This window comes from Methylosinus sp. PW1 (assembly GCF_000745215.1).
Lineage (GTDB): Bacteria > Pseudomonadota > Alphaproteobacteria > Rhizobiales > Beijerinckiaceae > Methylosinus.
Genome location: NZ_JQNK01000008.1, coordinates 709,284 through 734,682 on the forward strand (window position 1 = coordinate 709,284; position 25,399 = coordinate 734,682).

Sequence of the window (25,399 nt, forward strand, 5' to 3'; positions counted from 1 at the left end):
CCGGTTTTTTGAGCAGGATACGTGATGGGCTGCGAGTCGAGCCCTTCACTCATCGTGATTTCAGGAAGACTGACTCTCGTGTGGAGGCGCGATTGGCGGGTCGAGCTGCTCTATGAGCTTGTGGAAGACGGTTTCGAACTCGGCGTCGTATTGTTCTTTGTGCGAGCGGATGATGTCGATGACCTTCCGGTAGCAGTCGGCCGCTTGCCGATCCTCGCCTCTGGCCTGATAGACCATGCCCAGGCGATCATAACCGTCATGCATGTCAGGAAAGCGCTGGAGGAGTTCGCGGGCGGCGCGCTCGGCCTCATCGAGCGCGCCCGCGTGCACGAGATCGACAACGGCGTTCGACGCCACGGTCAGCTCATCGTCCATATCCTCGTCGCTGTCGAAGCTCCATAATTCGGCGGCCGCGACACGGGCCGCGCGGTCGGCCGCGTCGCGTGCCGCGTGGGCGGCGCGCTCGGCGTCTTCATCCTTGGCGAGGCAGCAGTGCTTGTACTTCTTGCCGCTGCCGCAGGGGCAGGCGTCATTGCGTCCGATCTTGGCCATCGCGGCTTTCACTCTCGAACAAGAACGAGGCATCCCTTGTATCGGTCCCTGCTGGCGGACGCCAGATTCCACGAGCTTCTCCTCGCCTTCGACCGCGATCTTGCGGCGAGGGCGCGCGAGGTGAGATGCGCGCGCTGCGGCGGCGCGCTTCATTCAGGCAATTTCCTGCGCAAGCCCAGAGGCGGTCCCGCCGGGCTCGGCGCAGACCACAATTTGCGCTTCAGCTTCTGCTGCGCTGTGCAGGACTGCCGCAAGCGCGCGACGCCCTCGTCGTTCCGGTTTCTCGGGCGCAAGGTGTTTCTCAGCGCGGTCGTCGTGCTGGTTTCGGCGATACGCAATGGCGCGGCGGCGTCGGTTCGCGAGCTCTCCAACCTTGTCGGCGCAAGCCGCAACACGATTCAGCGCTGGCGCCAATGGTGGCGCGATGTCTTCGCCGCAAGCCCGTTCTGGAGGGTGGCCGCGGCCGCCTTCATGCCGCCCGTCGCCCGAGAGGAGCTGCCGACGGCGCTCCTGGATCGCTTTTCCGGCGCCACCGCCGAACGACTGACCGCGCTGCTGCGATTGCTTTTGCCGATCACCGGAGGGGCCGCGCCGATGCTCGCTGCATGAGGGTTTTCGTCGGCCCGCAGAAGACGCCCGTCGCGGGTCGACGGCCCCGCCGTTACCGTCCGCCAGTCCACTCCAAGGAGCGTCGGCATGGCGAAAGGGCGGGTGCACGAGCAATGGGCGCAGCTGCGCTTTTCGGTGATCGGGCAGCTTCTCGCTGCGCCGCCCGAGAAGGGCGCGCTCCGTTCGGCGCTCGTTGAGCTTGCGGCGCGCGAATGGCGCCATCCAACGACCGGCGCGCCGGTGCGCTTTGGCGCCTCCACGATCGAGCGCTGGTATTATCGGGCGCTCGGAGAGCGTCAGGACCCTATCGCCGTCCTGCGCCGCAAACGTCGCCAGGACGCCGGCCAGCAGACAGCGCTCGGCGTGCCGCTGCGCCAGGCGCTGCTCGCCCAATACGCTGCGCACAAGAGCTGGAGCGTCAGGCTGCACTGGGACAATCTGGTCGCCTTGGCTTCGAGTCGGCCCGAGCTTCAACCCGTGCCGTCTTATGCGACCGTCCTTCGCTTCCTCAGGGCCAATGGTCTGGACAAACGCCGGCCGCTCACCTCGCGGCTGACGGCGGGCGCATTGCGGGCCGAGGCGCGCCTCGAGCAACGCGAGGTCCGCAGCTACGAGGCCGAATATGTCAACGGCCTGTGGCATTGGGATTTCCATCACGGCTCGCGCAAGGTGCTGACGCCGCGTGGCGAGTGGCGCACGCCAATGTTGCTCGGCATTCTCGACGACCGTTCGCGACTCGCCTGTCATCTGCAATGGTATTTGGCGGAGACGGCCGAGAACGTCGCGCATGGTCTGTCACAGGCGATCCAGAAGCGCGGCCTGCCGCGCGCCGCGATGAGCGACAATGGCGCGGCGATGACTGCGGCGGAGATCCGCGAGGGCCTCGGCCGGCTCGCAGTCCTGCACCAGACGACGCTCCCCTATAGCCCCTATCAGAACGCCAAGCAGGAGGCGTTTTGGGGTCCAGTCGAAGGCCGGCTGATGGCCATGTTGGAGGATGTGCAGGACCTCAGCTTGGCGACGCTCAACGAGGCGACGCAGGCCTGGGTCGAGTACGAGTACAACCGCAACATCCATTCGGAGATCGGCGAGGCGCCCGTCACGCGTTTTCTCGCCGGCCCCGAGGTGACGCGGCCGAGCCCCGACAGCGCGAGCCTCAAGCTGGCCTTCACGAGGACCGAGCAGCGGACGCTGCGCAAGAGCGACGGCAGCCTCCTGATCGAGGGCCGCCGCTTCGAGGCCCCGAACCGCTACCGCCACCTCACGCGCCTGGAGGTCCGCTTCGCCAGCTGGGACCTCGGCTGGGTCCATCTCGTCGACGCGCAAACCGGCGCGGTGCTGTGCCGGCTGTTCCCGCAGGACAAGACCAAGAACGCCGATGGGCGCCGCCGGTCGCTGGAGCCGATCGCGGCGGAGCCCATCGCCATCAAGCCTGCCGGTGGCATGGCGCCACTGCTCGCCAAGCTCATGGAGCAGCGGGCTGCAACGGGGTTGCCGCCCGCCTACCTGCCCAAGGACGAAGGAGAAGAGTCTTGAACCCCAAACTATTGGCGCTCTACGGCCTCAAGTGGAACCCCTTCGCGCCGGGCGCGCCGACCGAAGCGTTGTTCGCCACGCCGCGCCTGCGCTCCTTCTGCTGGCGCGTGGCGCAACTCGCCGAGGAGGGCGGCTTCGCCCTCGTCACCGGCTCGCCCGGCGCCGGCAAGTCCGCCGCCCTGCGCATCCTGGCCGAGCATCTGGCGACGCAGCGCGACGTCAAGGTCGGCGTGATCAGCCGTCCCCAGGCCGGCATCGGCGACTTCTATCGCGAGATGGGCGATCTCTTCGGCGTCGAGCTTCGCCCGAACAACCGCTGGGGCGGAGCCAAGAACCTGCGACAGCGTTGGCAGGCTCATATCGACGACTCTCTCAATAGGCCCGTCCTGATCGTCGACGAGGCCCAGGAGATGCTGCCGCTCGTCCTGAGCGAGCTGCGCTTGCTGTCCTCGGCAAAACTCGATTCCCATATTCTGTTGACCGTCGTTCTGGCGGGAGACGGACGGCTCGTGGAGCGTCTGCGGTCCGACGAGCTTCTCCCGCTCGGCAGCCGCATCCGAGTTCGCCTCGCTATCGACCGGGCGACGCCGCAGGAGCTGCAGGATTGTCTCAGACACGCCTTGCAGCAGGCCGGCGCGACGACGCTGATGACCCCGGAGCTGATCGTGACCCTCTGCGATCACTCCCAGGGCAATCTGCGCGCGCTCATGACGCTTGCGGGCGAGCTGCTCGCGACGGCCGCCGAGCGTGACGCCCGACAGATCGACGAGAAGCTGTTTTTCGAGACTTGCGCCATGGCCCCTCCGCCCGCCCCGCTCTCGACTGCGGCCGGAACTCGGCGTAGACGATGACGCCGCTTCCCGTCACGCCCGCCCATCAGCTCGCCGATCGCCCTCCAGACAAGGACTGGCTGGTCACGGGGTTGTGGTCCCAAGAAGCGGTCGGCATCATCGGCGGCGAGCCCAAATGCTGCAAATCCTTCCTCGCGCTAGATCTGGCCGTCGCCGTCGCCGGCGGCGCGCCCTGCCTGAGGCGATTTGGCGTACCCAAGCCCGGCCGCGTCCTGCTATACGCCGCCGAGGACGCGGCGCACATCGTCCGGCGCCGGATCGAGGGCATCGGCGCTGCGGCCGGCCTCTCCATCTTTGATCTCGACATCCAGGTCATCACCGCCCCGTCGCTGCGCCTCGATCTCGACGCCGATCGCGCCAGCCTCGAGGAAACCATCGCGCGGCTGGAGCCGCGCCTGCTCATCCTCGACCCCTTCGTGCGCCTGCATCGCATCGACGAAAACATCAGCGGCGAAGTGGCGCCGCTGCTGGCGTTCCTGCGTCAGCTCCAACGCCGTCACGGCCTCGCCGTGATCCTCGTCCACCACGCGAGAAAGAACGCGAGCAGCATGCGTGCGGGCCAAGGCCTACGTGGTTCCTCAGAGTTCCATGCCTGGGGCGACTCCAACCTCTATCTCCGCCGAGACGGCGACGCGCTCACCCTGACCGTCGAGCACCGCGCCGCGTCGGCCATGCCCGCCATCAGGCTCGAGCTCACCGAGCGCGCCGACGCGCTCGCCCTCGAGGTCGTGGACGGCAGGCCACAACCCGCACAGGGCGCAGAAGCACGCTCGATCGACGAGCGCATCGTCGCGGCCCTCGCGGAAGCCGGCGCGCCGCAGCCCTTTGCCGATCTGCGCGCCTTGTGCCGCGTGCGCACCACCACGCTCTATCAGCGTCTGGCCGCCATGGCCGCCGCGGGCCGCATCGTCAAATCGACGGACGGCTATCGCCTCGCCACGGGCTGAGTGATACGCCGCGATAAACGGCCGCAACCAAATCAGCCCCGCTGTGGCCGCATGCCCTCTCAAGTCACTCAGACGTTGACTTCCCACTTCCGCTTCCCACCACCCCTACAGCGTGCGGGAAGCGGAAGTGGGAAGCCCATCAAAAAGCCTGATGAGCACGACATCAGAAACCGTGATCACACTCACCGGCTCATCCACTATTAAATGCGCTGCTTTCCGCCCACGAATCCGACGTGTTATCAACCCATACGCATATCCGTCTTTTTGAAGCAACATACGATTCTCGGCGATCGAGAATGAGCGTCGAGTGCGAGGAGTGTGATGGCGGGACCAAGGCTATCGGATTGTGACGACGGGTTGCGGCCACGTGTTGCCGATCGTAGAGGTGCTGTTCAGGTTTTTGTCGCAGAGATACTCAGCGGCGTCGTCGCGAACAAAAATATTTTATAGCATTTGTAATGACGATTCTATAAGCGAGATTTTCATTGGAAGATGAACTGAATTGCTCTGATATAATGCTGAATACAGTCGGGGATTGGCGCTTCTCTGGCGCGTCTTCCCGTAACTCACTTCGTATTCCCGAATTCGGCCTTGTGGCTGATTGGCGGCAACGTCGAAATCGAGATCCTCGGCATGGCCTCCGGCGGCCTATCATCGCCGAGAAGACGAGTGATCCATCTCGACGTTGGGGGCGCGCTCGGCCAACGCCTTCTTCAGATCGTCGAGCAGGCCGTTCGGGTCGAAGGTCGTCTTGGGATCGGCGCCGGCCAGCAACTGGTCCAGAAGCGCGTCAGGGATGCGGGGCTCTTTGCGTCGGGCCATGGAGGATCTCCTTCTTCTCCATCATGCCCGCCCACACACGAAATTCCTGACACTCCCGACTGCGCCGAGCGAACCTGTTCGCCAAGGGATAGTGTTTGCTCGCCAAGAAGACGCCACTCCGCGGCGACCTTCATTTGATAGTTCCTTTCACTTCCTCGAGCTCGACGCCATGCGCATCTGAGGGCGGTTCTGCACCCTTTCCAGCATCGTCTCCCTTCCGCTCTTCAGGACTCGTTGGAACATCAGACTGTGGTTCGGGATCGGCGGCCCTCTTGGCGCGTGCGTCCTCGTGCTCGGCGCGGAGTAACCGTAGGGCTTCCGTCGATAATTCGTCGGCCCGAGCGCCGCCGCTCAGCTCGGCCTCTTCGCCATCGGCGTTAGTATGCGCGCGATCCTTGGCCGAGATAATTCGTTTGATCGATTGGTCGATGGAGATCATGGCCAGCTCCGAGACCGCGCGATCGATCTGCAATGTGAGCGGACCGACGTCGGCGCCGTCACCCCAATTGTCGGTCAGGCCGGCGATCAGCACCTCACGTGTTCTCCTCGAAATAGCGTGCTGTCTGCAAAATGCGTTAAACATCTTCACGCGCTGTTCCGGACTCGCCGCACTCTCGTAGCGAGACGAGAGGCCGATGAACAATTCGTCTTGCTCGAGCCTCTGGACATGGAACGATATGGGATCAGCCCAGGATCTGGTCGCGCGTGTCAGACGAATACGAGCGCTCCGTGTCATCTCACCGCGTTTCGAGACCTCGTCCCAGCCGACGGCCGAGGTGATGGCGCCGACGAAACTCGCGACCTGCGCCGTGATCTCACCTTCGATGCAGAGAGCGTCCTCTTCGATCAGAAGGTCGGCGCCGGCGTGGGCGATAGCGAGCGCCCATTCGCCGATAAATTTCCGCTCGATCGGCTCGTTCCCATGACTCTCGATCATGCACTGCCAGGACGCGCGGAGAAGGACTTCGCCGTCAAATCTCGCTGATCCCGGCGTGGGAAAAAGCGACGGCAGTCTTGTTGCGTATGCGGCGATCTTCGCTTCCACTCCGGCTCGTTCGGCGATGGCGATCTCTTCCGCGGCCGCCGCCTCCTCCCAAGTTTGCCGATCCTGGCGACCAGCGTCGAGCTCGGCGAGCGCATCTTTCGCGAAGTCGGTGTGCGGAGCGCGAAAAATGCCACGTCGACGAGTTCGTTCGGCTGGAGGCCGTCCTCGCTCCTCATTCGTCTCGGCGACGACTCGGATTTCGCAGCCATGACGCTCCGCGACAACATTGATTGCGGCCGCGACTTGCCGCCGCATTTCACGTCCATCGTCTTTGCGAAAAATACGATTCCATCGCCGCGCCTCGATCTTGGTTCGCGCAAATCCCGATGTCGTCATCGGGCGCGTCGAAATGAGGCCATGCAGATGCGGGTTTTCGCCCATGTCTCTGGCTGGCGAGACGTGAAAGTCGACTTGTGCGACGAGGCCGTCCGAGACGAAGGGGTCGTATATTTCTCGGACGAGTTCATCGACCCATTCGTAAGGAATGCCTCTCGGAATTTGCACATCCAGAATCCTGGCCTCCTGCGCGTTCCACTGTCGCTCGGCGCGAGCGGCGGCGCTCCAAACAGTCCTCGCGTCGGAGGCCCATAGCGGCGCATCGCTCGGCGTGAGCATCCAATGCCGGCGATGGCTCGCCGTCGATGCGAGAGTGAATTCATCGACATACGTACAATCCACAGGAGCGTGGCCCAGCTGGTAATCCGAGCGTGCGAGCGCCGAGCGGCCATGTCCGCGGCTCACGATCGCGAAGCGCATTCCGAGTGATCTTTCGCGCATGTTTCATGTCCGTCGCGGCGGTAGGTCGGCCTCGAGTGTATTAATGAAATCCTTCGTGGGACATGTTCCAATTTCGTCTGCGCGCATGCAAAGCGCAAGAGGCTGTGTGATCCGAGTCCGATTATCGGAGACATCTTATCTCGCTTCATGTTTGCTCACGGGCGAGCGTGATCGAACGTGAGGTGTCAACATTGAATTAGCGCTTTGCGCTTTCATGGCCTCATCGCATCATGAAGGTGAAGGAGATGTCTCATGAGCCTTGAAAGTCTACGCGCCGAATACGATCATGCTCGTGAAAACGAGCGCCTCGCCAAAGAGAGAACGAAAGCCGCACGCGCCAAATTGAATGCCGCGAAGCGGAAAGCCGACGCGGTCAGCAATACGGCGATCATGCGCGCGTTGCGGATCGGCTACGAGAAGGGGTGGGTCCAGGCGGATATCGATAAATTGGAAGCCCTGGCGCCGACGTTGCTGTCGACGAAAAACAAGGATCTCACGCCGTGGCTTCTCGAGATTTTGCGCGGGAGCCGGAAGAGCGATCCGGGCGTCACCGATGTCGCAGAGGAGTCGACGGCGCCGGAGGACGAATTGGATCGGATGATGGAGCCGTTTCCGGAGCCGACGGCGGGCAGCGAGTGATCCGATTCCGGCGCCACGGATTCTCCGTCCGCATCGTCTCAGCCTGCGACGTCCAGTCATCCTGAGATTTTGCGTGACAGCCCGGAGAGCGACCCGGTGGTCATTGATATGGCGGAGGAGCCGGCGGATGAACGGGATCGACTGATGGAATCGTTTCCACAGCCGCGGCCGAGCAGCGAGCGATCCGATCCCGCCGCCACGAAAAGTCCGCCGTTCTCGTCTCAGCAGGCGAGGTTCAATCGTCCCATCAGGCCGCTCGGTCAGACGGCGCCGAACAATTCGTCGTCCGAATGATGCGGAGAGCCTGCGCCGGCGGCGCTTCGTCGCCGGCCGTCGGGGAACGCGTCCGACATTTCGGGGCGCCCGAGTTGACACCACGGGCGTCGCCATATTGAGTCCGGCGGCCGGTCGCCAGCCCCCGATTCCTCGAAAGGACCACCGATGGCCGCCTCGTTTTTCGAGCAGCCGATTTTGAATAGTCCATATGAGGCGCCACGTTTCCATCACCTCTTGGATGCCGATGGCCAGCCGATCGACGCCCCGCCTGTCGCGGGTCGCAGGCGGTCGGAGCTGACGACGCCGGTCCCCAAGCCGCGCAATCGCCCGGGCCGCGAGCGCCAGACGACGATGGCGCTCGGCGACGCGCGCGGCGTGTCGGATGCGGAGCAGGAGTATAACCCGACCCCGGTCATCAATGAGATTCGTTCGCTGGTGGAGAGCTGGCGCGCTCTGCCCAATCCCGCCGATTGGGGCGTCACGCCGACGACGGCGCGGCTGCTCGCCTATTGGCGCGCGCACGAGTTCCATGGCGTGAAGCCGTTCTTCTGCCAGATCGAGGCGGTCGAGACGATCGTCTGGCTGACCGAGGTCGCGCCGAAATTCTCGCGCGGCAAAGCGATCCTCGCCAATATCGCGGCGGCCAACGCCGCCTCCAATCCCGAGCTCTATCGTCTCGCGATGAAGATGGCGACCGGCGCCGGCAAGACCACGGTGATGGCGATGCTGATCGCCTGGCAGACCGCCAACGCCGTCCGCTCGCCCGGAAGCGGAAAATTCAGCCGTGGGTTCCTCATTATCGCGCCCGGCGTCACAATTCGCGATCGGCTGCGGGTGCTGCGGCCGGAAGATCCCGATAATTATTATGCGACCCGCGAGCTGGTCCCCTCCGATCTCGTCGCCGACATCGCCAAGGCGAAGATCGTCATCACCAATTATCACGCGTTCCGGCGGCGCGAGACGACCGACATCTCGAAGACCGGCCGCGCGCTTTTGCAAGGGCCGCGCGGCGCGCCGGTGGTGACGATCGAGTCGGAAGGCCAGATGCTCGAGCGCGCCTGCGGTCCGCTGATGACGCTGAAGAACATCGTCGTCATCAATGACGAGTCTCATCATTGCTATCGCGAGCGGCCGCCGCGCGAGGACGAGAAGCTCGAAGCCGACGAGAAGGAGGAGGCCAAGAAGGCCAATGAGGCCGCGCGCCTCTGGATATCCGGCGTCGAAGCGTTGAAGCGCAAGGTCGGGCTCCAGGCGGTCTTCGACCTGTCGGCCACGCCCTTCTTCCTCCGCGGCTCCGGTTATCGTGAGGGCTCGCTCTTTCCCTGGGTCGTCAGCGATTTCTCGCTGATGGACGCCATCGAATGCGGGATCGTGAAGCTCCCGCGCGTGCCGATCGACGACAGCCTTCCGTCCGGCGACATGCCGCTCTATCGCAATCTCTGGGAGGAGCTGAAGAAGCGCGGACGCAGCCTGCCGAAGAAGGGCGCGAGCAAATCGGGCGAGCTCGATCCATTGAAGCTCGCGCCGGAGATTCAGACCGCGCTCTATTCGCTCTACAGCCACTACCGACAAGTCGATGAGGAATGGCGGCGCGCGGGCGTCGTCGTTCCGCCCGTCTTCATCGTCGTGTGCAGCAATACGGCGGTCTCGAAGCTCGTCTATGAATGGATATCGGGCTTTCAGCGCCCGAACGAAGACGGCGAGCCCTATATGGTCCATCAGGGCCATCTCGAATTCTTCCGCAATTTCGACGAATACGGGACGCGCTTTCCGCGGCCCAACACGCTGCTCATCGACAGCGAGCAGATCGAATCCGGCGATGCGCTCGATCCGGCCTTTCGCGACTTGGCTGGGCCGGAGATCGAGCAGTTCAAGCGCGAGATTTCCGCGCGCGACGGCGCCGACGGCAAGGCGCTCAGCGACGCTGATCTTCTTCGCGAGGTGATGAACACGGTCGGCAAGCCCGGCCGGCTGGGCGAAGCCATACGCTGCGTCGTCTCCGTCTCCATGCTGACGGAAGGCTGGGATGCCAACACCGTCACTCATGTTCTCGGCGTGCGCGCCTTCGGCACGCAGCTTCTCTGCGAGCAGGTCGTCGGCCGGGCGTTGCGCCGCCAGTCCTATGAGCTGAACGACAAGGGCCTGTTCAATGTCGAATATGCCGACATCCTCGGCATTCCGTTCGACTTCACCGCCAAGCCCGTCGTCGCCCCTCCGGCGGCGCCCAAGCCGGTCACGCGCGTCAAAGCGCTGAAGGAGCGCGCGGCGCTGGAAATCGTCTTCCCGCGTGTCGAGGGCTATCGCGTCGATCTGCCGGAGGAGCGGCTCGAGGCGCATTTCACCAATGACTCGCGCCTCGTGCTGGACGCGCAGATGGTCGGACCCTGCACGGTGCTCTTGTCCGGCATCGTCGGCGAGAGCGTCGAGATCGGGCCGAAGGTGCTCGAGGACATTCGCCCGAGCACGATCGTCTACCATCTCGCCAAGCGGCTGCTGGAGACGCGCTTCCGCGACTCGGGCGAGGATTTTCCCGCCCATTTGTTCGGCGAGGCCAAGCGCGTCGTGCGCCGCTGGCTCGACGAGGGCTATCTCGTCGTCAAGGACGTGCCGCCGGCCGCCGTCACCTATCTCGAGCTCGCCGATCAGGCGGCCGAGCGCATCTATCTCGCCTGCCAGCGCGCTGCCGAGGGCGCGCAGCGCATCAAGGCGATCCTCGACCCCTATAATCCACGCGGCTCCACCCGCCACGTCAGCTTCACCACGTCGAAGCCCGTCCATATGACGGCGCCGGACAAATCCCATGTCGACGCCGTCGTCTGCGACAGCGATTGGGAGGCGGAGATGGCGCGCGTCATCGAGCGCAATCCTCATGTGATCGCCTATGTGAAGAACCAGGGGCTCGGCTTCGAGGTTCCCTATCGCGACGGCGCGATCCCCCGAAAATATGTTCCCGATTTCATCGTGAAGCTGGACGACGGCGGCGAGGAGCCGCTCAATCTCGTCGTCGAGACGAAGGGGTTTCGCGGGCATGACGCGCAGTTGAAGGCGGAGACGATGCGGCGTTTCTGGGTTCCGGGCGTCAATAATCTCGGAACGCATGGACGCTGGGACTTTGCCGAGTTCCAGGACGGCTATCAGTTTCAGAGTGAGTTCGATGCGCTGGTCGAGCGATTGATGAAAGCGAGGGCGGCGTGAGCCCTCATCCGTCGCGCATTCGCGCGACACCTTCTCCCGCAAGCGGGAGAAGGAGGAACACCGCGGTTGCGGAACGAAAATAAGAAGGGCGCTTCCTTCTCCCGCAGGGCGGGAGAAGGTGGCCTCGCGAAGCGAGGTCGGATGAGGGCCCCAGAGGATGCACATGGCCAAGAAACCCGGCGGCAAGCCCGTCAAGATCGAGACGCTCACTCACGCCGAGGCGGCGCGGAAGAATATTCCGACGGCGGAATATCAGTCGCTGAATGAGCGGATCGAGGAGAGCCAGCCGTTTCCGCCCAAGCATTTTCCGCGCACGGCGCCGCTGGCCGAGGGCGAGACGCGCGAGCGCGACGAGGATCTCGATCCGCAGATCGTCTGGCGCGGGGCGCGCATTCGCCTGTCCAAGGAGCAGGCGCGGCAGCTTCTCGACAAGGGCGAGGTCGAGATCGGCGACGCGCAGCTCGTGTGGCGCGGCAAGGATCGTCAGGACTGGTCCGATCTCGTGGTCAATGCGCCGCCGCTCTATATTCAGGAGAAAATCCATCCCAAGGCGATCATCGACGATCTGCGCGCGCAGGCGCAGAAGGCGGAGAGCGACGCGCCCGATCTCTTCGCCGATTTCAACGGTCTCGACGACCCGGAAGCGCGCACGGATTTTTATCAGCACGACCAGCATTGGTCGAACCGCTTCATCTTGGGGGATTCGCTCGCGGTGATGGCGAGCCTCGCCGAGCGCGAGGCGCTGCGCGGAAAAGTGCAGTGCATTTATTTCGATCCGCCCTATGGCATCAAATTCAACAGCAATTGGCAGGTCTCGACGCTCTCGCGCGACGTGAAGGACGGCAAGCAACAGGATATTTCCCGCGAGCCGGAGCAGATCAAGGCGTTCCGCGACACATGGAAGGAGGGCATCCACTCCTATCTCACCTATCTGCGCGATCGGCTGACGGTCGCCAAGGAGCTGCTCGCCGAGAGCGGCTCGATCTTCGTGCAAATCGGCGACGAGAATGTGCATCGCGTGCGCGCGGTGATGGATGAGGTTTTTGGGACGGAGAATTTTGTTTCGCAGATTGCATTTCAAACGACGAGCGGCGCTGGCAGTCCCGCCATCGGGACAATCGCTCTTCCTGCAACCTTCAACCATTTGGTTTGGTTCGCGAAATCAAAAGAAAGCTTGAAATACAGACAAGTCTATCGCGCAAAAACGATTGAAGATGATGTTGGTCAACGATTTCGGCGTGTCCAGCTCGCCGATGGCGCACGTTATCCGCTTTCGTCTCTCGCAGAAGAGACGTCTCAAATGCGTATATATCGCCATGATAATTTAACATCTCAGTCAGGTGGACCGACTACGTCATTTGACATTCGATTCAACGGCGATGCGTTCCGGCCCGGTCGCTCGTTTTGGAAAACGAATGCCGTCGGGATTGATCGACTGGCGAAGGCGAATCGTCTCGGGGCACCGACGAAGAACTCTCTCGCTTACGTGCGGTTCCTGGACGACTTTTCATATTCTCCGGTTTCAAATCTTTGGACTGATACGCGTACGGGAGCCTTCACAGAGGACAAGCTGTACGTCGTCCAGACATCTGCAAAAGTCATCCAACGCTGCATCCTCATGACCACCGACCCCGGCGATCTGGTGCTCGACCCCACCTGCGGCTCGGGCACGAGTGCGTACGTCGCCGAGCAATGGGGCCGCCGCTGGATCACCATCGACACTTCCCGCGTCGCTCTGGCGCTCGCCCGCACCCGCCTGATGAGCGCGCGCTATCCCTATTATCTCCTCGCCGACTCGCCCGAGGGCCGGCGCAAGGAGCAGGAGGTCTCCGGCAAAATCCTGCCCGAGGCGCGGACGCTGGGCGATCTGCGCCAGGGCTTCGTCTATGAGCGCGCGCCGCATGTGACCTTGAAGTCGATCGCCAATAACGAGCAGATCGATGTGATCTACGACAAATGGCAGGCCGTGCTCGAGCCGCTGCGCGCCGCGTTGAATGCGGCGCTGGGGCGCAAGCCCACCTCCCCCTCGAGGGGGGAGGTCGCGCGAAGCGCGGGAGGGGGTGACTCCCCGAGTCTGCGGCGTGACCCCACCCCGCCGCTGCGCGGCGACCCTCCCCCTGAAGGGGAGGGTGGAAGACGTTTCGAGGACTGGGAAATCCCGCGCGAGGCCGGCGCCGGCTGGCCCGCCGCCGCCAGAGAGGCGCACGCCAAATGGTGGGAGGCGCGCATCGCGCGGCAGAAGGAGATCGACGCCTCCATCGCCAAGGCCGCCGATGTCGAGCTGCTCTACGACCGGCCCTATGAGGACAAGTCCCGCGTGCGCGTCGCCGGGCCTTTCACGGTGGAGAGCCTGTCGCCGCATCGCGTCGCGCCGGCCGACGAGGAGGAGCTGATCGATTTCCTCGAGGCCGACGAAGGCGCGCGCCGGCGCCTGCACAAGGCCATGCCGCCGACCGATTTCGCCGAAATGACGCTCGAGCATTTGCGCACCGCCGGCGTGCATCAGAGCGAGAAGCGCGATTCGATCCGCTTCACCGCGCTCGCGCCCTGGCCCGGCGAATATGTGGCGGCGGAAGGCCGCTTCATGGAGGGCGACACCGAGAAGCGCGCGGCGATCTTCATCGGCCCGGAGTTCGGCTCCGTGTCGCGAGTCGATCTCGCCGCCGCGGCGCGCGAGGCGGTGGATGCGCGCTTCGACGCGCTGATCGCCTGCGCCTTCGCCTTCGACGCACATGCGAGCGAGGTGACGAAGCTCGGCCCGCTGCCGATCCTGAAAGCGAAGATGAACCCCGATCTGCATATGGCCGGCGATCTGAAGAACACCGGCAAGGGGAATTTGTTCGTGGTGTTCGGCGAGCCGGACATAGACATATTGCACGAACCCGACGGGCGGGTGAAAGTGAAGGTGAAGGGCGTCGATATCTTCGATCCCAACACGGGCGAGATCAGGAGCGACGACACCAAGGGGATCGCCGCCTGGTTCGTCGACACGAATTACAATGAGGAGAGCTTCTTCGTCCGCCACGCCTATTTTCTCGGCGCGAACGATCCGTATAAGAGCCTGAAGACGGCCTTGCAGGCGGAGATCGACAAAGAGGCCTGGGAGACGCTCTATCGCGACGTCTCGCGGCCCTTCGAGCGCCCGGCGACGGGAAAGATCGCGGTGAAGGTGATCAATCACTTCGGCGACGAGGTGATGAAGGTTTTCAGGGTGTGAGGCGAGATGGCATTTTCGATCCCCAATCCCACGAACAACGTACAGAGAGAATTCAACAAGTATTGCGAGCTTGGGGGCGGCGTCAGAGGCGGGCCGGCTCGGGGACGCGTCCAAGAACTTCTTCGTTCGTATGGGAAACGACTGAACGGGCTGGCGCATGAGGAAACCAAGAAAGCCTTCTCGGAAAACCCCGGAGCCAATCCCTGGCACGTCTGTTTTGCTGTCGGCATGGTATGGGGGCATTTTGCCCAGCTCACGCCGGAGTTCATTGCCGCGTCTATTCGGCTGATGGAAAATTGGAATGATGCTGATCTGAAAGTTGCGAAGGCTTATCCCCTCGAAAAAGGAACGGACCCGATAGAGCACTCGTTGCGTGGCGCGCATGTGCTTTTCCAAAAGGTGGTCTTACCTGAAAGGCTCCCCGACACGCTGGTGGGTATCGCACGAGCACAAGATCGTTGGTTAGGCCGAATATTGGGTCCGGACCGTCCGTATTTCTTTGGCGGGTGGAACTCGACAGCGATGTTTATGGTTGCATTATTCGCTCAACCAGAGCTAGCGAAGACACATCTGTCGCCTCCACCTGTGTTGCCGCCGGGAGGGCCAATTTTCAAAGGACTACAATATCTGTATCAAGTGGGAATTCTTGCTCGTCCTCCGTCTGGTAGCGAGCTGGACAACGAAGGGGCTGAGCCCGGTGTGATATACGAAAATAATGCATTACTTTCAGAGGTATTGAAAGGCTATCCTGATTGGTCGATGATTGACGTGCACAGCGGTATCTACTTGCTTGGAACGAAACATCCGCACGCCGATTCTTGGTTAGAGCGCGCGGTCTGATGGAATTCCGCATCGCCGACACCTTCACCGACTCCCTGGCGCGGCTCCCCGCGCCAGATCAAAAAGCCGTGAAGACCTCGGCCTTCGATCTCCAGACCAATCCCCAAAACCCTGGCCTGCAACTTCATCGCATCGAGAATTCCAAGGACCGGAACTTCTGGTCCGTGCGCGTCAATCGCGACATTCGCATCATCGTCCACAAGACCGAGGCGAGCATGCTGCTCGCTTATGTCGATCATCACGACAAGGCCTATGCCTGGGCCGAGCGGCGGCGGATCGAGGCGCATCCCAAGACCGGCGCGGTGCAGATCGTCGAGGTGCGCGAGCGCGTCGAGGAGCTGCCGCTCTTTGCGCCGCGCGAGAGCGCCGGGGCGCCGTCGCCTTTTGCGAGATTGTCGGACGACGAGCTGCTCTCGATCGGCGCGCCGGCGGATTGGCTCGACGACATTCGCGCGGCGAGCGAGGACGGCTTTCTCGAGCTGGCGCCGCGCCTTCCGGCGGAGGCCGCCGAGGCGCTGCTGCAATATGTGACGACCGGCCTGCTGGCGCGCCCGGCGCCCGCGCCCGCCGATCCTTATGCCCATCCCGATGCGCTGCGGCGGTTCCGGGTCGTGGAGAATATCGAGGAGCTGGCGCAGGCGCTCGATGCGCCTTGGGACAAATGGGCGGTGTTCCTGCACCCTTCGCAGCGCGATCTCGTCGAGCGGAACTATTCCGGTCCGGCGCGCGTCGCGGGCTCGGCCGGCACGGGCAAGAGCGTCGTCGCCGTGCATCGCGCCGTGCGGCTGGCGCGCGCCTCGGTCCACGCCCGTGTGCTGCTCGCGACCTTCTCCGATCCGCTCGCCGCGGCGCTGGAGCGCAAGGTCCGGCTGCTCGCCGGCGCCGACTCCGGGCTGCTGTCTCGCATCCGGGTCGCCTCGCTCCCGGTCATGGCCGCGGAGCTGTTCGAGCTCGCGCATGGCCATCGTCCCCATGTCGCCACGCCGGACCGGCTCGCCCGCGCTCTGGAGAAGGCGAGCGAAGCCGCCGAGGGACCAGTCAGCGCCAATTTTCTGCGCTCGGAATGGACGCATGTCGTCGACGCCTGGCAGGTCGAGGATTGCGCCGCCTATCTCGCGGTTCCGCGTCTCGGCCGCAAGAACCGGCTCGGCTCCAAGCAGCGCGAGCGCCTTTGGCCGATCTTCGCGGCGGCGCGGGAGAGCCTCGAGACGCGCGGCTTCCACACTTGGCCGGGCGTCTTCTCCGCCGTGACGCGGCATTATGCGGAGCGGATGGAAAAGCCCTTCACCCATGTCGTCGTCGACGAGGCGCAGGATCTCGGCGTTCCCGAGCTGCGCTTCGTCGCCGCCGTTGCGAGCGTGGGCGAGAACGGGCTGTTCTTCGCGGGCGATCTCGGCCAGCGCATTTTTCAGCAGCCCTTCTCCTGGGGCGCGCTCGGCGTCGACATTCGCGGGCGCTCGTCCTGCCTGAAGGTGAATTATCGGACCTCGCATCAAATCCGCCGCGCCGCCGATCGGCTTTTGCCGAAGGAGATTCGCGACGTCGACGGCGTCGCCGAAGCGCGCGGCGGCACGGTCTCGGTCTTCAACGGCGCAGAGCCGCGCGTGCTCGTTGCGCCCGACGCAACCGCAGAGATCGACGCGGTCGCCGCCTTCCTGATGGAAGCTCTCGCGAGCGGCGTCGATGCGAGCGAGATCGGCGTCTTCACGCGCAGGACCGAGGAGCTTTCGCGGGCGAGGGCTTCCGTCGCGGCGGCTGGCCGCGAGCCGATGGAGCTGTCCGAGCGCGGCGACGATCCGGGCGAGCGCATCTCGATCGGCGTAATGCATCTCGCCAAGGGGCTCGAGTTCAAGGCCGTGGCGGTGATGGCCTGCGATGATGAAATTCTGCCGCTGCAATCCCGCATCGACTCGGTCGCCGACGAGGTCGAGCTCGAGGATGTCTACGAGACCGAGCGGCAGCTGCTCTATGTCGCCGCGACGCGCGCGCGGGACCGGCTGCTGATCAGCGGCGTTGCGCCGGGCTCGGAATTCCTGCGGGATTTTACATCCGAGCGCGGCGCGGCGTCATAGTGACCTCGCGACGCGAATCCCAATTCCAATGGCGCCGTCGAACTCCATCTCGACGCCGGCCTCCTCGAGCGCACGGCGAATATCCGCGAGCGTGCGATCATGCGGCACGCGCGTCTCCCGCTCGAAATTGTGCAGCGTCGCCTTCGACACGCGGGATTTCGCGGCGAGATCGTCCAGCGTCCAGCGGAGCCAGGCGCGCGACGCTCGGCATTGGGCGGGGGTGATCATTCAGTCTCCATTAACCATGGTCTTATCATCTAGTAGCAATACGATCATAGAATGGCAATATCCGCTCATGGGACGACGTTGTTCCTGTGAGGAGTGTTTTGAATGCGTAAGACCCAAATGACGATGCGCCGCTCGGGCGCGACCGAAATCGACGACTCGCTGAACAAGGCGGCGCGCGAGGCCGTGAAGGCGGCGATCGAGGCGGATCATGCTGTCGATCCGCTGTTCCGCCCCGAGGTGTCGCGGCTGGTCTCGGCCTATGCATCCGCCGCCAAAAGGCATGGCCCGCTGATCGAGCGCGCGATCGGCGATTGCCTCGAGAGCGCCGGTTGCACTGTGTTCCGCAATCTCGGCGTTCCTGTCACGCAGGGCGCGCTCGAGCTCGCGGAATCGCATGAATACGCCATGACGGCGACGCGGCAGATCCGATTCGTCGACGGCAAGATCGCGAGCTTCGTCGATATCGACATTCTCGCGATCGATGAAGAGCGCGAAGTCGCCTGGGCGCTCTCCATCAAGCGCGGCGGCGGCGCCACCGAGACGAAAAAGCGCCGCGCGATCGAGCGCGACCTGATGGCGCTGAGGCTGAATCTCGCGTCTTATCTGCGTCAGCAGGGCTATTCGCGGGTCACGACGGCGCATGCCTGCGTGGTCGATTATCTGGGATCGGCGGGATTTTCCAAAGCGATCACGCTGACCCGCGAGAAAATCGACGACACATTCGGCCTCCCGATCATGGCGTCGATCGACGCCATGACGCAGGCGATGAAGGCTGCGCTCGACGCCGAGCTGGCGCGCCTGCTCGCGCCGGTCGTTCGCGGCATGGAAAGGCCCGTTTTGCCGAAGCGTTCGGACGCGCTGGTCCGACCGACGCCCTTCGGGCTCCATGCGCATTCGCGCCGGCGCCGGGAGGGCGTTCCGGAGAAGCCGCCGATGAGCAGCCGTCCCTTCGACAGCCTGTCCTCCGAGGAGAGCGAGCAATGAGCGGGCTGCGCAATCTTCGCGACGACGGCGACATTTTTGACGCGGCCGATGATGACGCCGACGAGGCGTCGGCGAATAGGGCTGGCGGCGTTGCCGATGCGCTTGCATGGGAATGTCTGCGGGCGGCGCTGCCGTCCGACCTGCGCCGGCGCATCCGACGCGGAGACCCGGTCGCCGTCATTGTCCAGGCGCCCGGCGCCGAATGGTGCGGCCCGCTGACGCGCGCGCTGCGGCGCGACTCGGCGCGAGTCCTTTGTGTGTCGCGCGACGGCTCCTCCCGTCGCGAGCACGACCCGACGAGAGGCAATGACGAAGTGGCCTGGGGGCTCGCCGGTGGGCGGCCCGTCATCGGCGTCTCGCAGGATCCGCAATCGCTCCTGCCGTCCGCGCTTTTATCAGCGGCGGACGCGCGCATTTCCGTCGCGCCGCCCGACGCGGACATTCTCCGCCGGCTCCTGAGGAAGCACGCGCGCGGCAAGGCGCCGGCGGCGCTTCCCAACGGAACCGCGGCGGCGCTGACATTCGCCGAGACGGTCAGCGCTTTCCGCGCCGGCGCATCCGCACGCGATGTCGTCGCCAATCTCCTCCGCGCCGCGGAGTCGAAAAAAGCGAACGCCGGCGCCGTCGCCGCCGACGTTCCGCCGCTCGACTGCCTCCCCGCCGATCTCCGCCGGCTGGCGCAGGATATAGCCTCGGGCGTCTCCGATTATCGCGCCGGCCGCATCCGTTGGCGCGACGCGCCGGCGACCGCCGTGCTGCTCGCCGGCCCGCCCGGCGCCGGAAAGACGACTTTCGCCTCTGTCCTTGCTCGCGCTTTAGGGGCGCCGCTGGTCGCCGACTCATGTGGGAAAATGTTCGCGCGAAGCGGCGAGGCCGGCCATCTCGGCACGATCGCCCGCGCGGTGCAGGACTGCTTCGATGCGGCGCGCGCCGCCGCGGCTTCCTCGGGCCTTTGCATTCTGAGCATCGACGAATTTGATGCGGCCTGTCCGGACAGAGCGTCGATGGACCGCCGCGGGCGAGATTTTTGGGCGCCGCTCGTGACCCTCGTTCTGACTCTCCTCGAAAATCACGAGGGCGTGATCATCGTAGCCGCCTCGAATTGCGGCGACGCCATCGACGCCGCCGCCACCAGGCCCGGGCGGCTGCGACGCGTCGACGTCGGCCCGCCGGGCGCGGAATCGCTCATGCGCGTGCTGCGCTGGCGGCTCGGAGGCGCGCTTTCGACTGTCGCCGATGCCGACCTTCTTGCTGCCCTTCGCCTCGCCGGCCCGGCCGCGACGCCCGCGCAGGCCGCCGACTGGGCGCGCGACCTGCTCCAGGCCGCCCGCGAGGCCGGGCGTGAGCCGGCCCTGGACGATTTGCTGCGCATCATCGCGCCGCCCGACGAACGCTCACCCGCGGATCGCCGAGTCGCCGCCATTCATGAGGCGGGTCACTGCGTCGCCTATGGGGAGGCCGGAATGCAGATCGCATCGGCCTCGATCATCCCGCGCGGCGCATCGGGAGGGGAAACGCGCGCCGCCGGGCGACGACCCGCGTTCCCGACCAGGGCCGATCTCGACGTCGGCGTGATGATCCTGCTCGCAGGGCGGGCGGCAGAAAAAGCCATTCTCGGCGCGGCGTCGACCGGCGCGGTGGCGGATCTGGCCATGGCGACGCGCGCGCTCGCCGAGGGCCACGCCGCGCATGGGCTGGGGGCGACGCTGCTGCATCGAAGAGATGCGGCCGCATCTCTCGCCTATGACCGCGAGCTGCGCGACATCGTCGAGGCCGACCTCTCCCGTCTCTATGCGCAATCGCTCGCCCTGATGCGCAGGCGGCGCGCCGACGTCGAGCGGATCGCCGAGGCTCTGCTCGCGCGGAGATTTCTCACAGGCGAGGATATCGCGGCGCTCGTCACGGCCTCTGGAGGCCGCGGCCGTGGCCCGAAAACGCGCGGGAGGGATGCGTGAGCAAAGACGGCGACCTTCTCGACGACGTCGTCGCGCGCCTTTGGTAGGTGCGCGAGCGGCTCGGAACCGGCGTCTACCGCGCCGCCGCGAGGGCGGCCCTGCACGCTATTGCGGTCGCTGTCCTCGATGAGGCGAAAGGCGCGTAGGTTTGGATCGGCTTTCCGGCGTGGTTTTGCGTTGGAATTCGGCGGGAGAAAAGCAACCATTCCCGCTAGTCTAATCATGACGCAAAGCCTGGTCGTTGCGATCCATCTGCTGCGGCCGGAAGGCACCATAACCGCCCATATGCCGTGGGGTATGGCAGTCCGTGCCCAGTGCGGGATGGGCGATCCCTGTCCGCGATTTAAGCAAACGGCAACTTAAAGTCTCAATTGCACAGTGCTGTTGCGGTATATATGTAGAACTTGCTCGTATAATAGCTAATTTTTATTCCTTTTTTACAATAACAATTGTGTCATCAATATCGGTTATTTGGTATGACATCCCTAATGGAATACGTAGGTGTTTGAATGGCGATGGCGATACGCTAATATCAGCGCGACGATTTTCATTTCTAATGGATGCTGTGAGATGATTTCCTTTATTTCCAAGAAAAATTAAACACGTTTGCCTATCAGCGGTGGCTGATATAACGTCGTTTCTTTCAGCGCAATCGAAAATTTCTAAATTGTTTGGAGAGTTTAAAATTATAAATCCGCCACTATCTTCATCTTCTCCGCCTACTACGTAGTAGTTTCTGCCGAACCCTGCGCCAAAAGAGCCATGCACTAATTCGAACTTCTCGATATGGGAAATTTTTGTATTTTTCATCAGACGAATAATTGCTGAATGTCCGTCTCTAAAATCAAACCGCTTAGTTAATGGGTATGTCTTGACAACGCCGTCCATGTTTTGAGCAATATTCTGCGCTGTAAGCTCATAAAATTTCGTTGACGCAGGCAGCTTATTGCACTGAATTCGTGGAATTTCTGAAGCAGAAACGCCTCGCGGGATATTAATAGTATCTGCGACAAGGTTCCACTCGCTCTTTCCTTCGAGCCATGCCGCCGGATCAGGCAGGTAGGTGCGATAGGCATTCATTGTGTAGATATCTTCAAGCCCTGCAAAAGTGTGGGCTACCCCCGGGGGAATGGAAAGAATGCGCCCGATATCCGGCTGGAATGTTGTCTCGAAAAATGTCCCCCACGAAGGAGAGTCGTCGCGGCAGTCAACGAAGTGCGCGCGGAAGCTCTTATCCCTTGGCCCGATAAACGTGAGGCGATCTTCGGTGCCACGATGTATCCCGTAGTAGTCATATGAAAAATTTTTTTCATGTCCATGATAAACAACATTAACAGAGCGCTCGCCTTCATGTCGGATCGAGGCTGGTTTGTCGTCTTGCTGATTGAACGTATCATTGAACTCAATCTTCAGGCCAATGATACCCCCTAAGTCATAGGCTGCTTCTTTCAAGATCTTACAGGCCTTCTTAAAGAACTTATTCCGCTACAACTTCGGCTGTAAATCCACTCTTGCTAGCGTGCTCGACAAGGTCTTGGAGCGATGTATCCGGCATGGTGGCAAGAAGCTTGCCGATTTCACGACCAACACAAATCCAGCCGCCCCCGCTTAGAGCCGCGAAACGGCCGCTTTGTTCTGGCTTAACCTCTTTTTTCGAATGTAGATAATCGTATACAAGTTTATAGATTTTTTCGTCCCTGGGCGGTGTTTTACCTGGAACTTCAAGCGGGGCGTTCAGGAGCTTCTCTTGCAACTCCGCAAGGGTGATAGGGCCTTCATACATCGCGGCGATTGCGTCGGAAATCTCGCTTATCTTTTCCGCAACAGTTTCCGAGATTTTTCTTTCTTTATCAGACATGGGCTTCTCCCAACCGCTGAAATATGACTTTCAAGCATACCGTGACGGTATATGCGCCAGTTTCTTACAACGACGCCTTCTCGTCAATAGCGTCTCTGAAACGGCTGCGTAGAAATGAAGGCTACGCGCCCTGTCGTACACGGGGCTCGTCCATCAGTTAATTGCCGCAAAAGGCTAGGCTCAGGACCTATTAATTTCAAGTGAGGCGTGATTCTCATGTCCTTTTTCAAGCCGTTTGACCACAAGTCGTCGTTCCGCGGCGGCGGTTGAAGGATGCAGGCTGCGCATCGCCGGAGACGGAGGCTTCGAGACGACGGTTGATCAGACTCTGATGCGCGGATTGGGTACCGCAAGACCGCGTTTTCGTCTCGGGCCTGCCTCTGTCTCAAGCCGGGCGTCGATTTTGTCGGCCACAGAATCACAGCGAGGGTTGCCCTACCGTGCCCCCGCCTCCGGCGATGCGCAGATATGTTGTCAGAACGCTTGTTCTCCCTTGTTCAGCCGCTCGGATTGCTAGGCGACCGCGGTGATGGCGCTGTTCGTTGCGATCGCCCACACGAAGGCGACGAGTTCGCGCGCAATCGCGACACAGACGACGTTGATCGGTTTGCCCGCCTTGCTGAGCCGGCGATACCTGGCGCAAAGGCGCGCCTGGGCCTTCCAGGCGATCTCCTTGATGGCCTGCGGCAAGGCCTCGTTGCGCTTGAGGATATCCGCTCCCATCCGCGCGGGACTGTCAGGAATCTTGTGTGCGGGGCCATAGTAGAACCGCAGGAGGCGGGCTATGGCGATCAAGAAGGACACACTGGACCAATTGCTGTCGGGACGCGATCCGAAGGAGGTTTTTTCCAAGGACGGCCTGTTCGACGAGCTGAAGAAGGCGCTGGCGGAACGGGTTCTGAACGCCGAAATGGACGACCATCTCGAGAGCGAAGCGGCGGCGGGTAAGGCGAACCATCGCAACGGCTATTCGAAGAAGACCGTGCTGACCGAGACGTCGAAGATCGACATCAGAGTTCCGCGGGACCGGGAGGGGAGCTTCGATCCCAAGCTGATCGCGCGCTATCAGCGCCGCTTTCCCGGCTTCGACGAGAAAATCGTGTCGATGTATGCGCGCGGCATGACGGTGCGCGAGATCCAGGGCCATTTGCTCGAGCTCTACGGCCTGGAGGTCTCGCCCGATCTGATCTCGACGGTCACCGACGCCGTGCTGGAGACCGTCGCCGAATGGCAGAACCGGCCGCTCGAGGCGATGTATCCCTTGGTTTTCTTCGACGCCCTGCGCGTCAAAATCCGCGATGAGGGCCTGGTTCGCAACAAGGCCGTCTATGTCGCGCTCGGCGTCACGCCGGACGGAACCAAGGATATTCTGGGCCTTTGGATCGAGACCTCGGAGGGCGCCAAATTCTGGCTTCGGGTGATGAACGAGCTGAAGAACCGCGGCGTCGGCGACATACTGATCGCCGTTGTCGACGGCCTGAAGGGCTTTCCGGAGGCGATCAATGCGGTGTTTCCGCAGACGACCGTGCAGACCTGCATCGTGCATCTCATTCGAAACTCGATGGAATTCGCTTCATACAAGGACCGCAAGGCGATCGCCGGCGCGCTGAAGACGATCTATCGCGCCCCGACCGCCGAGGCGGCTCGCGAAGCTCTGGAGGCCTTCGACGGCGGCCATTGGGGCAAGAAATATCCGTCGATCGCGCAGGGCTGGCGGCGCAATTGGGAGCAGGTCATCCCGTTTTTCGCCTTTCCGATCGCGGTGCGACGGATCATATACACGACGAACGCCATAGAATCCTTGAACGCGAAGCTGCGGCGCGCCGTGCGAACGAGAGGGCATTTTCCGACCGATGACGCGGCGATGAAGCTCCTCTATCTCGTCTTGCGCCAAGTCGCGGGAGAGTGGAAAATGGCGCCTCGCGAATGGTGCGAGGCGAAAAATCAATTCGCCATCATGTTCGATGATCGCTTCGTCGCGGCGTGATGGGAACCCGGCCCCGCACACAAGATTCCTGACAGTCCCATCCGCGCCGGCAGGCGGTAGGTCCAGGCGCTCTCCACCAACATGCGTCTCGCCCGTGTGTTGCCTGCCTTGGTGATCGCTCCGCGCGCCGTCTTGGCGCCGGAGGAACGTTCGGTCGGCGTCAGCCCGAGATAGGCCATGAGCTGGCGCGGATTGGCGAAGCGCTTGAAGTCGCCGATCTCAGCCACGATAGTGATGGCCGCGATCGCAGCGATCCCGCGCAAGGCTTGAATCGCCGTGACCACCTTGGCGAGCGACCAGGAAGGCAGGAGTTCCTGCATCTGCTTGGCCAATCGATCACGGCGAGCTTTCGCCTCGTCCATCGCCTGCACCAGCTCCTCGAAGGCAATCTGTCGCGCCGGATGCTCGAATCGTTGCGCCGCGAGCCAAAATCGATGCTTCTTCGTCCAATGGTCGCCGTCGGCATAAATACGGCCGTGGCGCAGAAGGAAGCCCGACACTTGCTGACGCGCGCGCCGCAGCGCTTCTACTGCCGACTGCCGAGCGCGGCACAGATCGCGCATGGCTTCGTGAGCGTCGTCTGGAACCCAGACCGGCGTGAGTTCGCCCGAGCGGAACAAGGACGCTTGCGTCACCGCATCACGGCGATCGGTCTTCACCCTGTCGCCTGGTCGTGTCGGGATCAGGGAAGGCGCCACCACCACGCACTCGTGTCCAAGCAATGTGAGCTGCCGATACAACCCATAACCGCAAGGCCCGGCTTCATAGCAGAACGCCAACTTGCCGTGCTTCTTGGCGAGCCGATCGACCATCTTCGCCACGGTGTCCGGACGGTTCTGAATTTCGCCGACAAAGCGCGTCTCTCCGCGTCGGCCGCCATCCGCGAGCGCGATCGAAATCGTCTTCTTGTGCGTATCCATCGCCACATAGGTCGTCGTAGACTGTTTCATGGCTCGTTCCCCATGCATGAGGCTCTGACCGATTCGTCGGCCAATCCTCGTCTTTGCAT

At 63.0% G+C, this 25,399-nt stretch carries 19 protein-coding genes and 1 pseudogene; 12 read left to right on the top strand and 8 right to left on the bottom strand.

Annotated elements, in window-relative coordinates; translation table 11 throughout:
* Positions 1–60: 60 nt before the first annotated feature.
* Positions 61–552: an SEC-C metal-binding domain-containing protein gene (locus K369_RS27125; RefSeq protein WP_036286326.1), complete on the bottom strand. Its 492-nt coding sequence runs from the start codon at positions 550–552 to the stop codon at positions 61–63.
* Between the two features lie 36 nt (positions 553–588).
* On the opposite strand from K369_RS27125, the gene K369_RS09035 reads away from it, so the two are divergent.
* From K369_RS09035 to K369_RS09050, 4 genes are all read left to right on the top strand, one after another.
* Positions 589–1,161 (top strand): hypothetical protein, encoded by a 573-nt coding sequence (locus K369_RS09035; RefSeq protein WP_036286329.1) that lies wholly within the window; start codon positions 589–591, stop codon positions 1,159–1,161.
* Between the two features lie 87 nt (positions 1,162–1,248).
* Entirely contained in the window at positions 1,249–2,697 is a 1,449-nt protein-coding gene (locus tag K369_RS09040; RefSeq protein WP_036286332.1) for a DDE-type integrase/transposase/recombinase, read from the top strand.
* The gene (locus tag K369_RS09045) at positions 2,694–3,548 is read left to right on the top strand and encodes an ExeA family protein (protein WP_051948640.1); all 855 of its coding nucleotides are present in this window, start codon (positions 2,694–2,696) and stop codon (positions 3,546–3,548) included. The genes K369_RS09040 and K369_RS09045 overlap by 4 nt, the downstream gene beginning before the upstream one ends.
* The gene (locus tag K369_RS09050) at positions 3,545–4,495 is read left to right on the top strand and encodes an AAA family ATPase (protein ID WP_036286335.1); all 951 of its coding nucleotides are present in this window, start codon (positions 3,545–3,547) and stop codon (positions 4,493–4,495) included. The genes K369_RS09045 and K369_RS09050 overlap by 4 nt, the downstream gene beginning before the upstream one ends.
* A gap of 672 nt (positions 4,496–5,167) precedes the next feature.
* Here the strand turns inward: K369_RS09050 and K369_RS26400 are convergent.
* Together K369_RS26400 and K369_RS09055 are read right to left on the bottom strand one after the other, a co-directional pair.
* Positions 5,168–5,317 (bottom strand): annotated as a pseudogene (locus K369_RS26400) (IS256 family transposase); the annotation flags it as partial.
* A gap of 130 nt (positions 5,318–5,447) precedes the next feature.
* Positions 5,448–7,118, bottom strand: a complete 1,671-nt coding sequence (locus K369_RS09055; RefSeq protein WP_036290018.1) for a MobA/MobL family protein — start codon at positions 7,116–7,118, stop codon at positions 5,448–5,450.
* A 273-nt stretch (positions 7,119–7,391) separates the two neighbouring features.
* Here K369_RS09055 and K369_RS09060 point away from each other — a divergent pair, with 273 nt between their 5' ends.
* The 5 genes from K369_RS09060 (at position 7,392) to K369_RS09075 (ending at position 17,378) form a co-directional block, all read left to right on the top strand.
* Positions 7,392–7,778 carry a hypothetical protein gene (locus tag K369_RS09060; RefSeq protein WP_036290020.1) on the top strand — a complete coding sequence of 129 codons (387 nt, stop codon included), beginning with the start codon at positions 7,392–7,394 and terminating at the stop codon, positions 7,776–7,778.
* Between the two features lie 441 nt (positions 7,779–8,219).
* Complete coding sequence (locus K369_RS09065) at positions 8,220–11,249, top strand: BPTD_3080 family restriction endonuclease (RefSeq protein WP_036290023.1); 3,030 nt, start codon at positions 8,220–8,222, stop codon at positions 11,247–11,249.
* A 163-nt stretch (positions 11,250–11,412) separates the two neighbouring features.
* Positions 11,413–14,466 carry a site-specific DNA-methyltransferase gene (locus K369_RS09070; protein WP_036290026.1) on the top strand — a complete coding sequence of 1,018 codons (3,054 nt, stop codon included), beginning with the start codon at positions 11,413–11,415 and terminating at the stop codon, positions 14,464–14,466.
* 6 nt (positions 14,467–14,472) lie between these two features.
* Entirely contained in the window at positions 14,473–15,306 is an 834-nt protein-coding gene (locus K369_RS25520; RefSeq protein ID WP_084570591.1) for a hypothetical protein, read from the top strand.
* On the top strand, positions 15,306–17,378 hold the full coding sequence (locus K369_RS09075) for a 3'-5' exonuclease (RefSeq protein WP_036290029.1): 2,073 nt from the start codon (positions 15,306–15,308) through the stop codon (positions 17,376–17,378). Before K369_RS25520 ends, K369_RS09075 begins: the two co-directional genes overlap by 1 nt.
* Here the strand turns inward: K369_RS09075 and K369_RS09080 are convergent.
* Positions 17,373–17,606 carry a helix-turn-helix transcriptional regulator gene (locus tag K369_RS09080; RefSeq protein WP_036290032.1) on the bottom strand — a complete coding sequence of 78 codons (234 nt, stop codon included), beginning with the start codon at positions 17,604–17,606 and terminating at the stop codon, positions 17,373–17,375. The two genes, K369_RS09075 and K369_RS09080, sit on opposite strands and share 6 nt — an antisense overlap.
* A 102-nt stretch (positions 17,607–17,708) precedes the next feature.
* On the opposite strand from K369_RS09080, the gene K369_RS09085 reads away from it, so the two are divergent.
* Positions 17,709–18,590 (top strand): hypothetical protein, encoded by an 882-nt coding sequence (locus K369_RS09085; protein ID WP_245278144.1) that lies wholly within the window; start codon positions 17,709–17,711, stop codon positions 18,588–18,590.
* Positions 18,587–20,545: an AAA family ATPase gene (locus tag K369_RS09090; protein ID WP_051949164.1), complete on the top strand. Its 1,959-nt coding sequence runs from the start codon at positions 18,587–18,589 to the stop codon at positions 20,543–20,545. Before K369_RS09085 ends, K369_RS09090 begins: the two co-directional genes overlap by 4 nt.
* 426 nt (positions 20,546–20,971) lie before the next feature.
* Here the strand turns inward: K369_RS09090 and K369_RS26405 are convergent, their stop codons facing one another.
* The 3 genes from K369_RS26405 to K369_RS09095 form a co-directional block, all read right to left on the bottom strand.
* A complete protein-coding gene (locus K369_RS26405; protein WP_198033088.1) occupies positions 20,972–21,997 on the bottom strand; it encodes a dTDP-4-dehydrorhamnose 3,5-epimerase family protein in 1,026 nt (341 codons plus the stop codon).
* A gap of 25 nt (positions 21,998–22,022) precedes the next feature.
* Positions 22,023–22,403, bottom strand: coding sequence for a hypothetical protein (locus K369_RS26410; RefSeq protein WP_156967814.1), 381 nt, complete (start codon positions 22,401–22,403; stop codon positions 22,023–22,025).
* A gap of 513 nt (positions 22,404–22,916) precedes the next feature.
* The gene (locus K369_RS09095) at positions 22,917–23,126 is read right to left on the bottom strand and encodes a hypothetical protein (protein WP_036290038.1); all 210 of its coding nucleotides are present in this window, start codon (positions 23,124–23,126) and stop codon (positions 22,917–22,919) included.
* A gap of 61 nt (positions 23,127–23,187) precedes the next feature.
* On the opposite strand from K369_RS09095, the gene K369_RS09100 reads away from it, so the two are divergent.
* Positions 23,188–24,390, top strand: coding sequence for an IS256 family transposase (locus tag K369_RS09100; protein ID WP_036286195.1), 1,203 nt, complete (start codon positions 23,188–23,190; stop codon positions 24,388–24,390).
* Here the strand turns inward: K369_RS09100 and K369_RS09105 are convergent.
* Positions 24,348–25,358: an IS110 family transposase gene (locus K369_RS09105; RefSeq protein ID WP_371033307.1), complete on the bottom strand. Its 1,011-nt coding sequence runs from the start codon at positions 25,356–25,358 to the stop codon at positions 24,348–24,350. The two genes, K369_RS09100 and K369_RS09105, sit on opposite strands and share 43 nt — an antisense overlap.
* Between the last annotated feature and the right edge of the window lie 41 nt (positions 25,359–25,399).

What these genes read in the sequence shown, in the direction of transcription:
- K369_RS27125 (WP_036286326.1), bottom strand. Translation starts at nt 552, where the DNA reads ATGGCCAAGATCGGACGCAATGACGCCTGCCCCTGCGGCAGCGGCAAG.
- K369_RS09040 (WP_036286332.1), top strand. Translation starts at nt 1,249, where the DNA reads ATGGCGAAAGGGCGGGTGCACGAGCAATGGGCGCAGCTGCGCTTTTCG.
- K369_RS09050 (WP_036286335.1), top strand. Translation starts at nt 3,545, where the DNA reads ATGACGCCGCTTCCCGTCACGCCCGCCCATCAGCTCGCCGATCGCCCT.
- K369_RS09055 (WP_036290018.1), bottom strand. Translation starts at nt 7,118, where the DNA reads ATGCGCTTCGCGATCGTGAGCCGCGGACATGGCCGCTCGGCGCTCGCA.
- K369_RS09060 (WP_036290020.1), top strand. Translation starts at nt 7,392, where the DNA reads ATGAGCCTTGAAAGTCTACGCGCCGAATACGATCATGCTCGTGAAAAC.
- K369_RS09065 (WP_036290023.1), top strand. Translation starts at nt 8,220, where the DNA reads ATGGCCGCCTCGTTTTTCGAGCAGCCGATTTTGAATAGTCCATATGAG.
- K369_RS09070 (WP_036290026.1), top strand. Translation starts at nt 11,413, where the DNA reads ATGGCCAAGAAACCCGGCGGCAAGCCCGTCAAGATCGAGACGCTCACT.
- K369_RS25520 (WP_084570591.1), top strand. Translation starts at nt 14,473, where the DNA reads ATGGCATTTTCGATCCCCAATCCCACGAACAACGTACAGAGAGAATTC.
- K369_RS09075 (WP_036290029.1), top strand. Translation starts at nt 15,306, where the DNA reads ATGGAATTCCGCATCGCCGACACCTTCACCGACTCCCTGGCGCGGCTC.
- K369_RS09080 (WP_036290032.1), bottom strand. Translation starts at nt 17,606, where the DNA reads ATGATCACCCCCGCCCAATGCCGAGCGTCGCGCGCCTGGCTCCGCTGG.
- K369_RS09085 (WP_245278144.1), top strand. Translation starts at nt 17,709, where the DNA reads ATGCGTAAGACCCAAATGACGATGCGCCGCTCGGGCGCGACCGAAATC.
- K369_RS09090 (WP_051949164.1), top strand. Translation starts at nt 18,587, where the DNA reads ATGAGCGGGCTGCGCAATCTTCGCGACGACGGCGACATTTTTGACGCG.
- K369_RS26410 (WP_156967814.1), bottom strand. Translation starts at nt 22,403, where the DNA reads ATGTCTGATAAAGAAAGAAAAATCTCGGAAACTGTTGCGGAAAAGATA.
- K369_RS09095 (WP_036290038.1), bottom strand. Translation starts at nt 23,126, where the DNA reads ATGGGAGCGGATATCCTCAAGCGCAACGAGGCCTTGCCGCAGGCCATC.
- K369_RS09100 (WP_036286195.1), top strand. Translation starts at nt 23,188, where the DNA reads ATGGCGATCAAGAAGGACACACTGGACCAATTGCTGTCGGGACGCGAT.
- K369_RS09105 (WP_371033307.1), bottom strand. Translation starts at nt 25,358, where the DNA reads ATGCATGGGGAACGAGCCATGAAACAGTCTACGACGACCTATGTGGCG.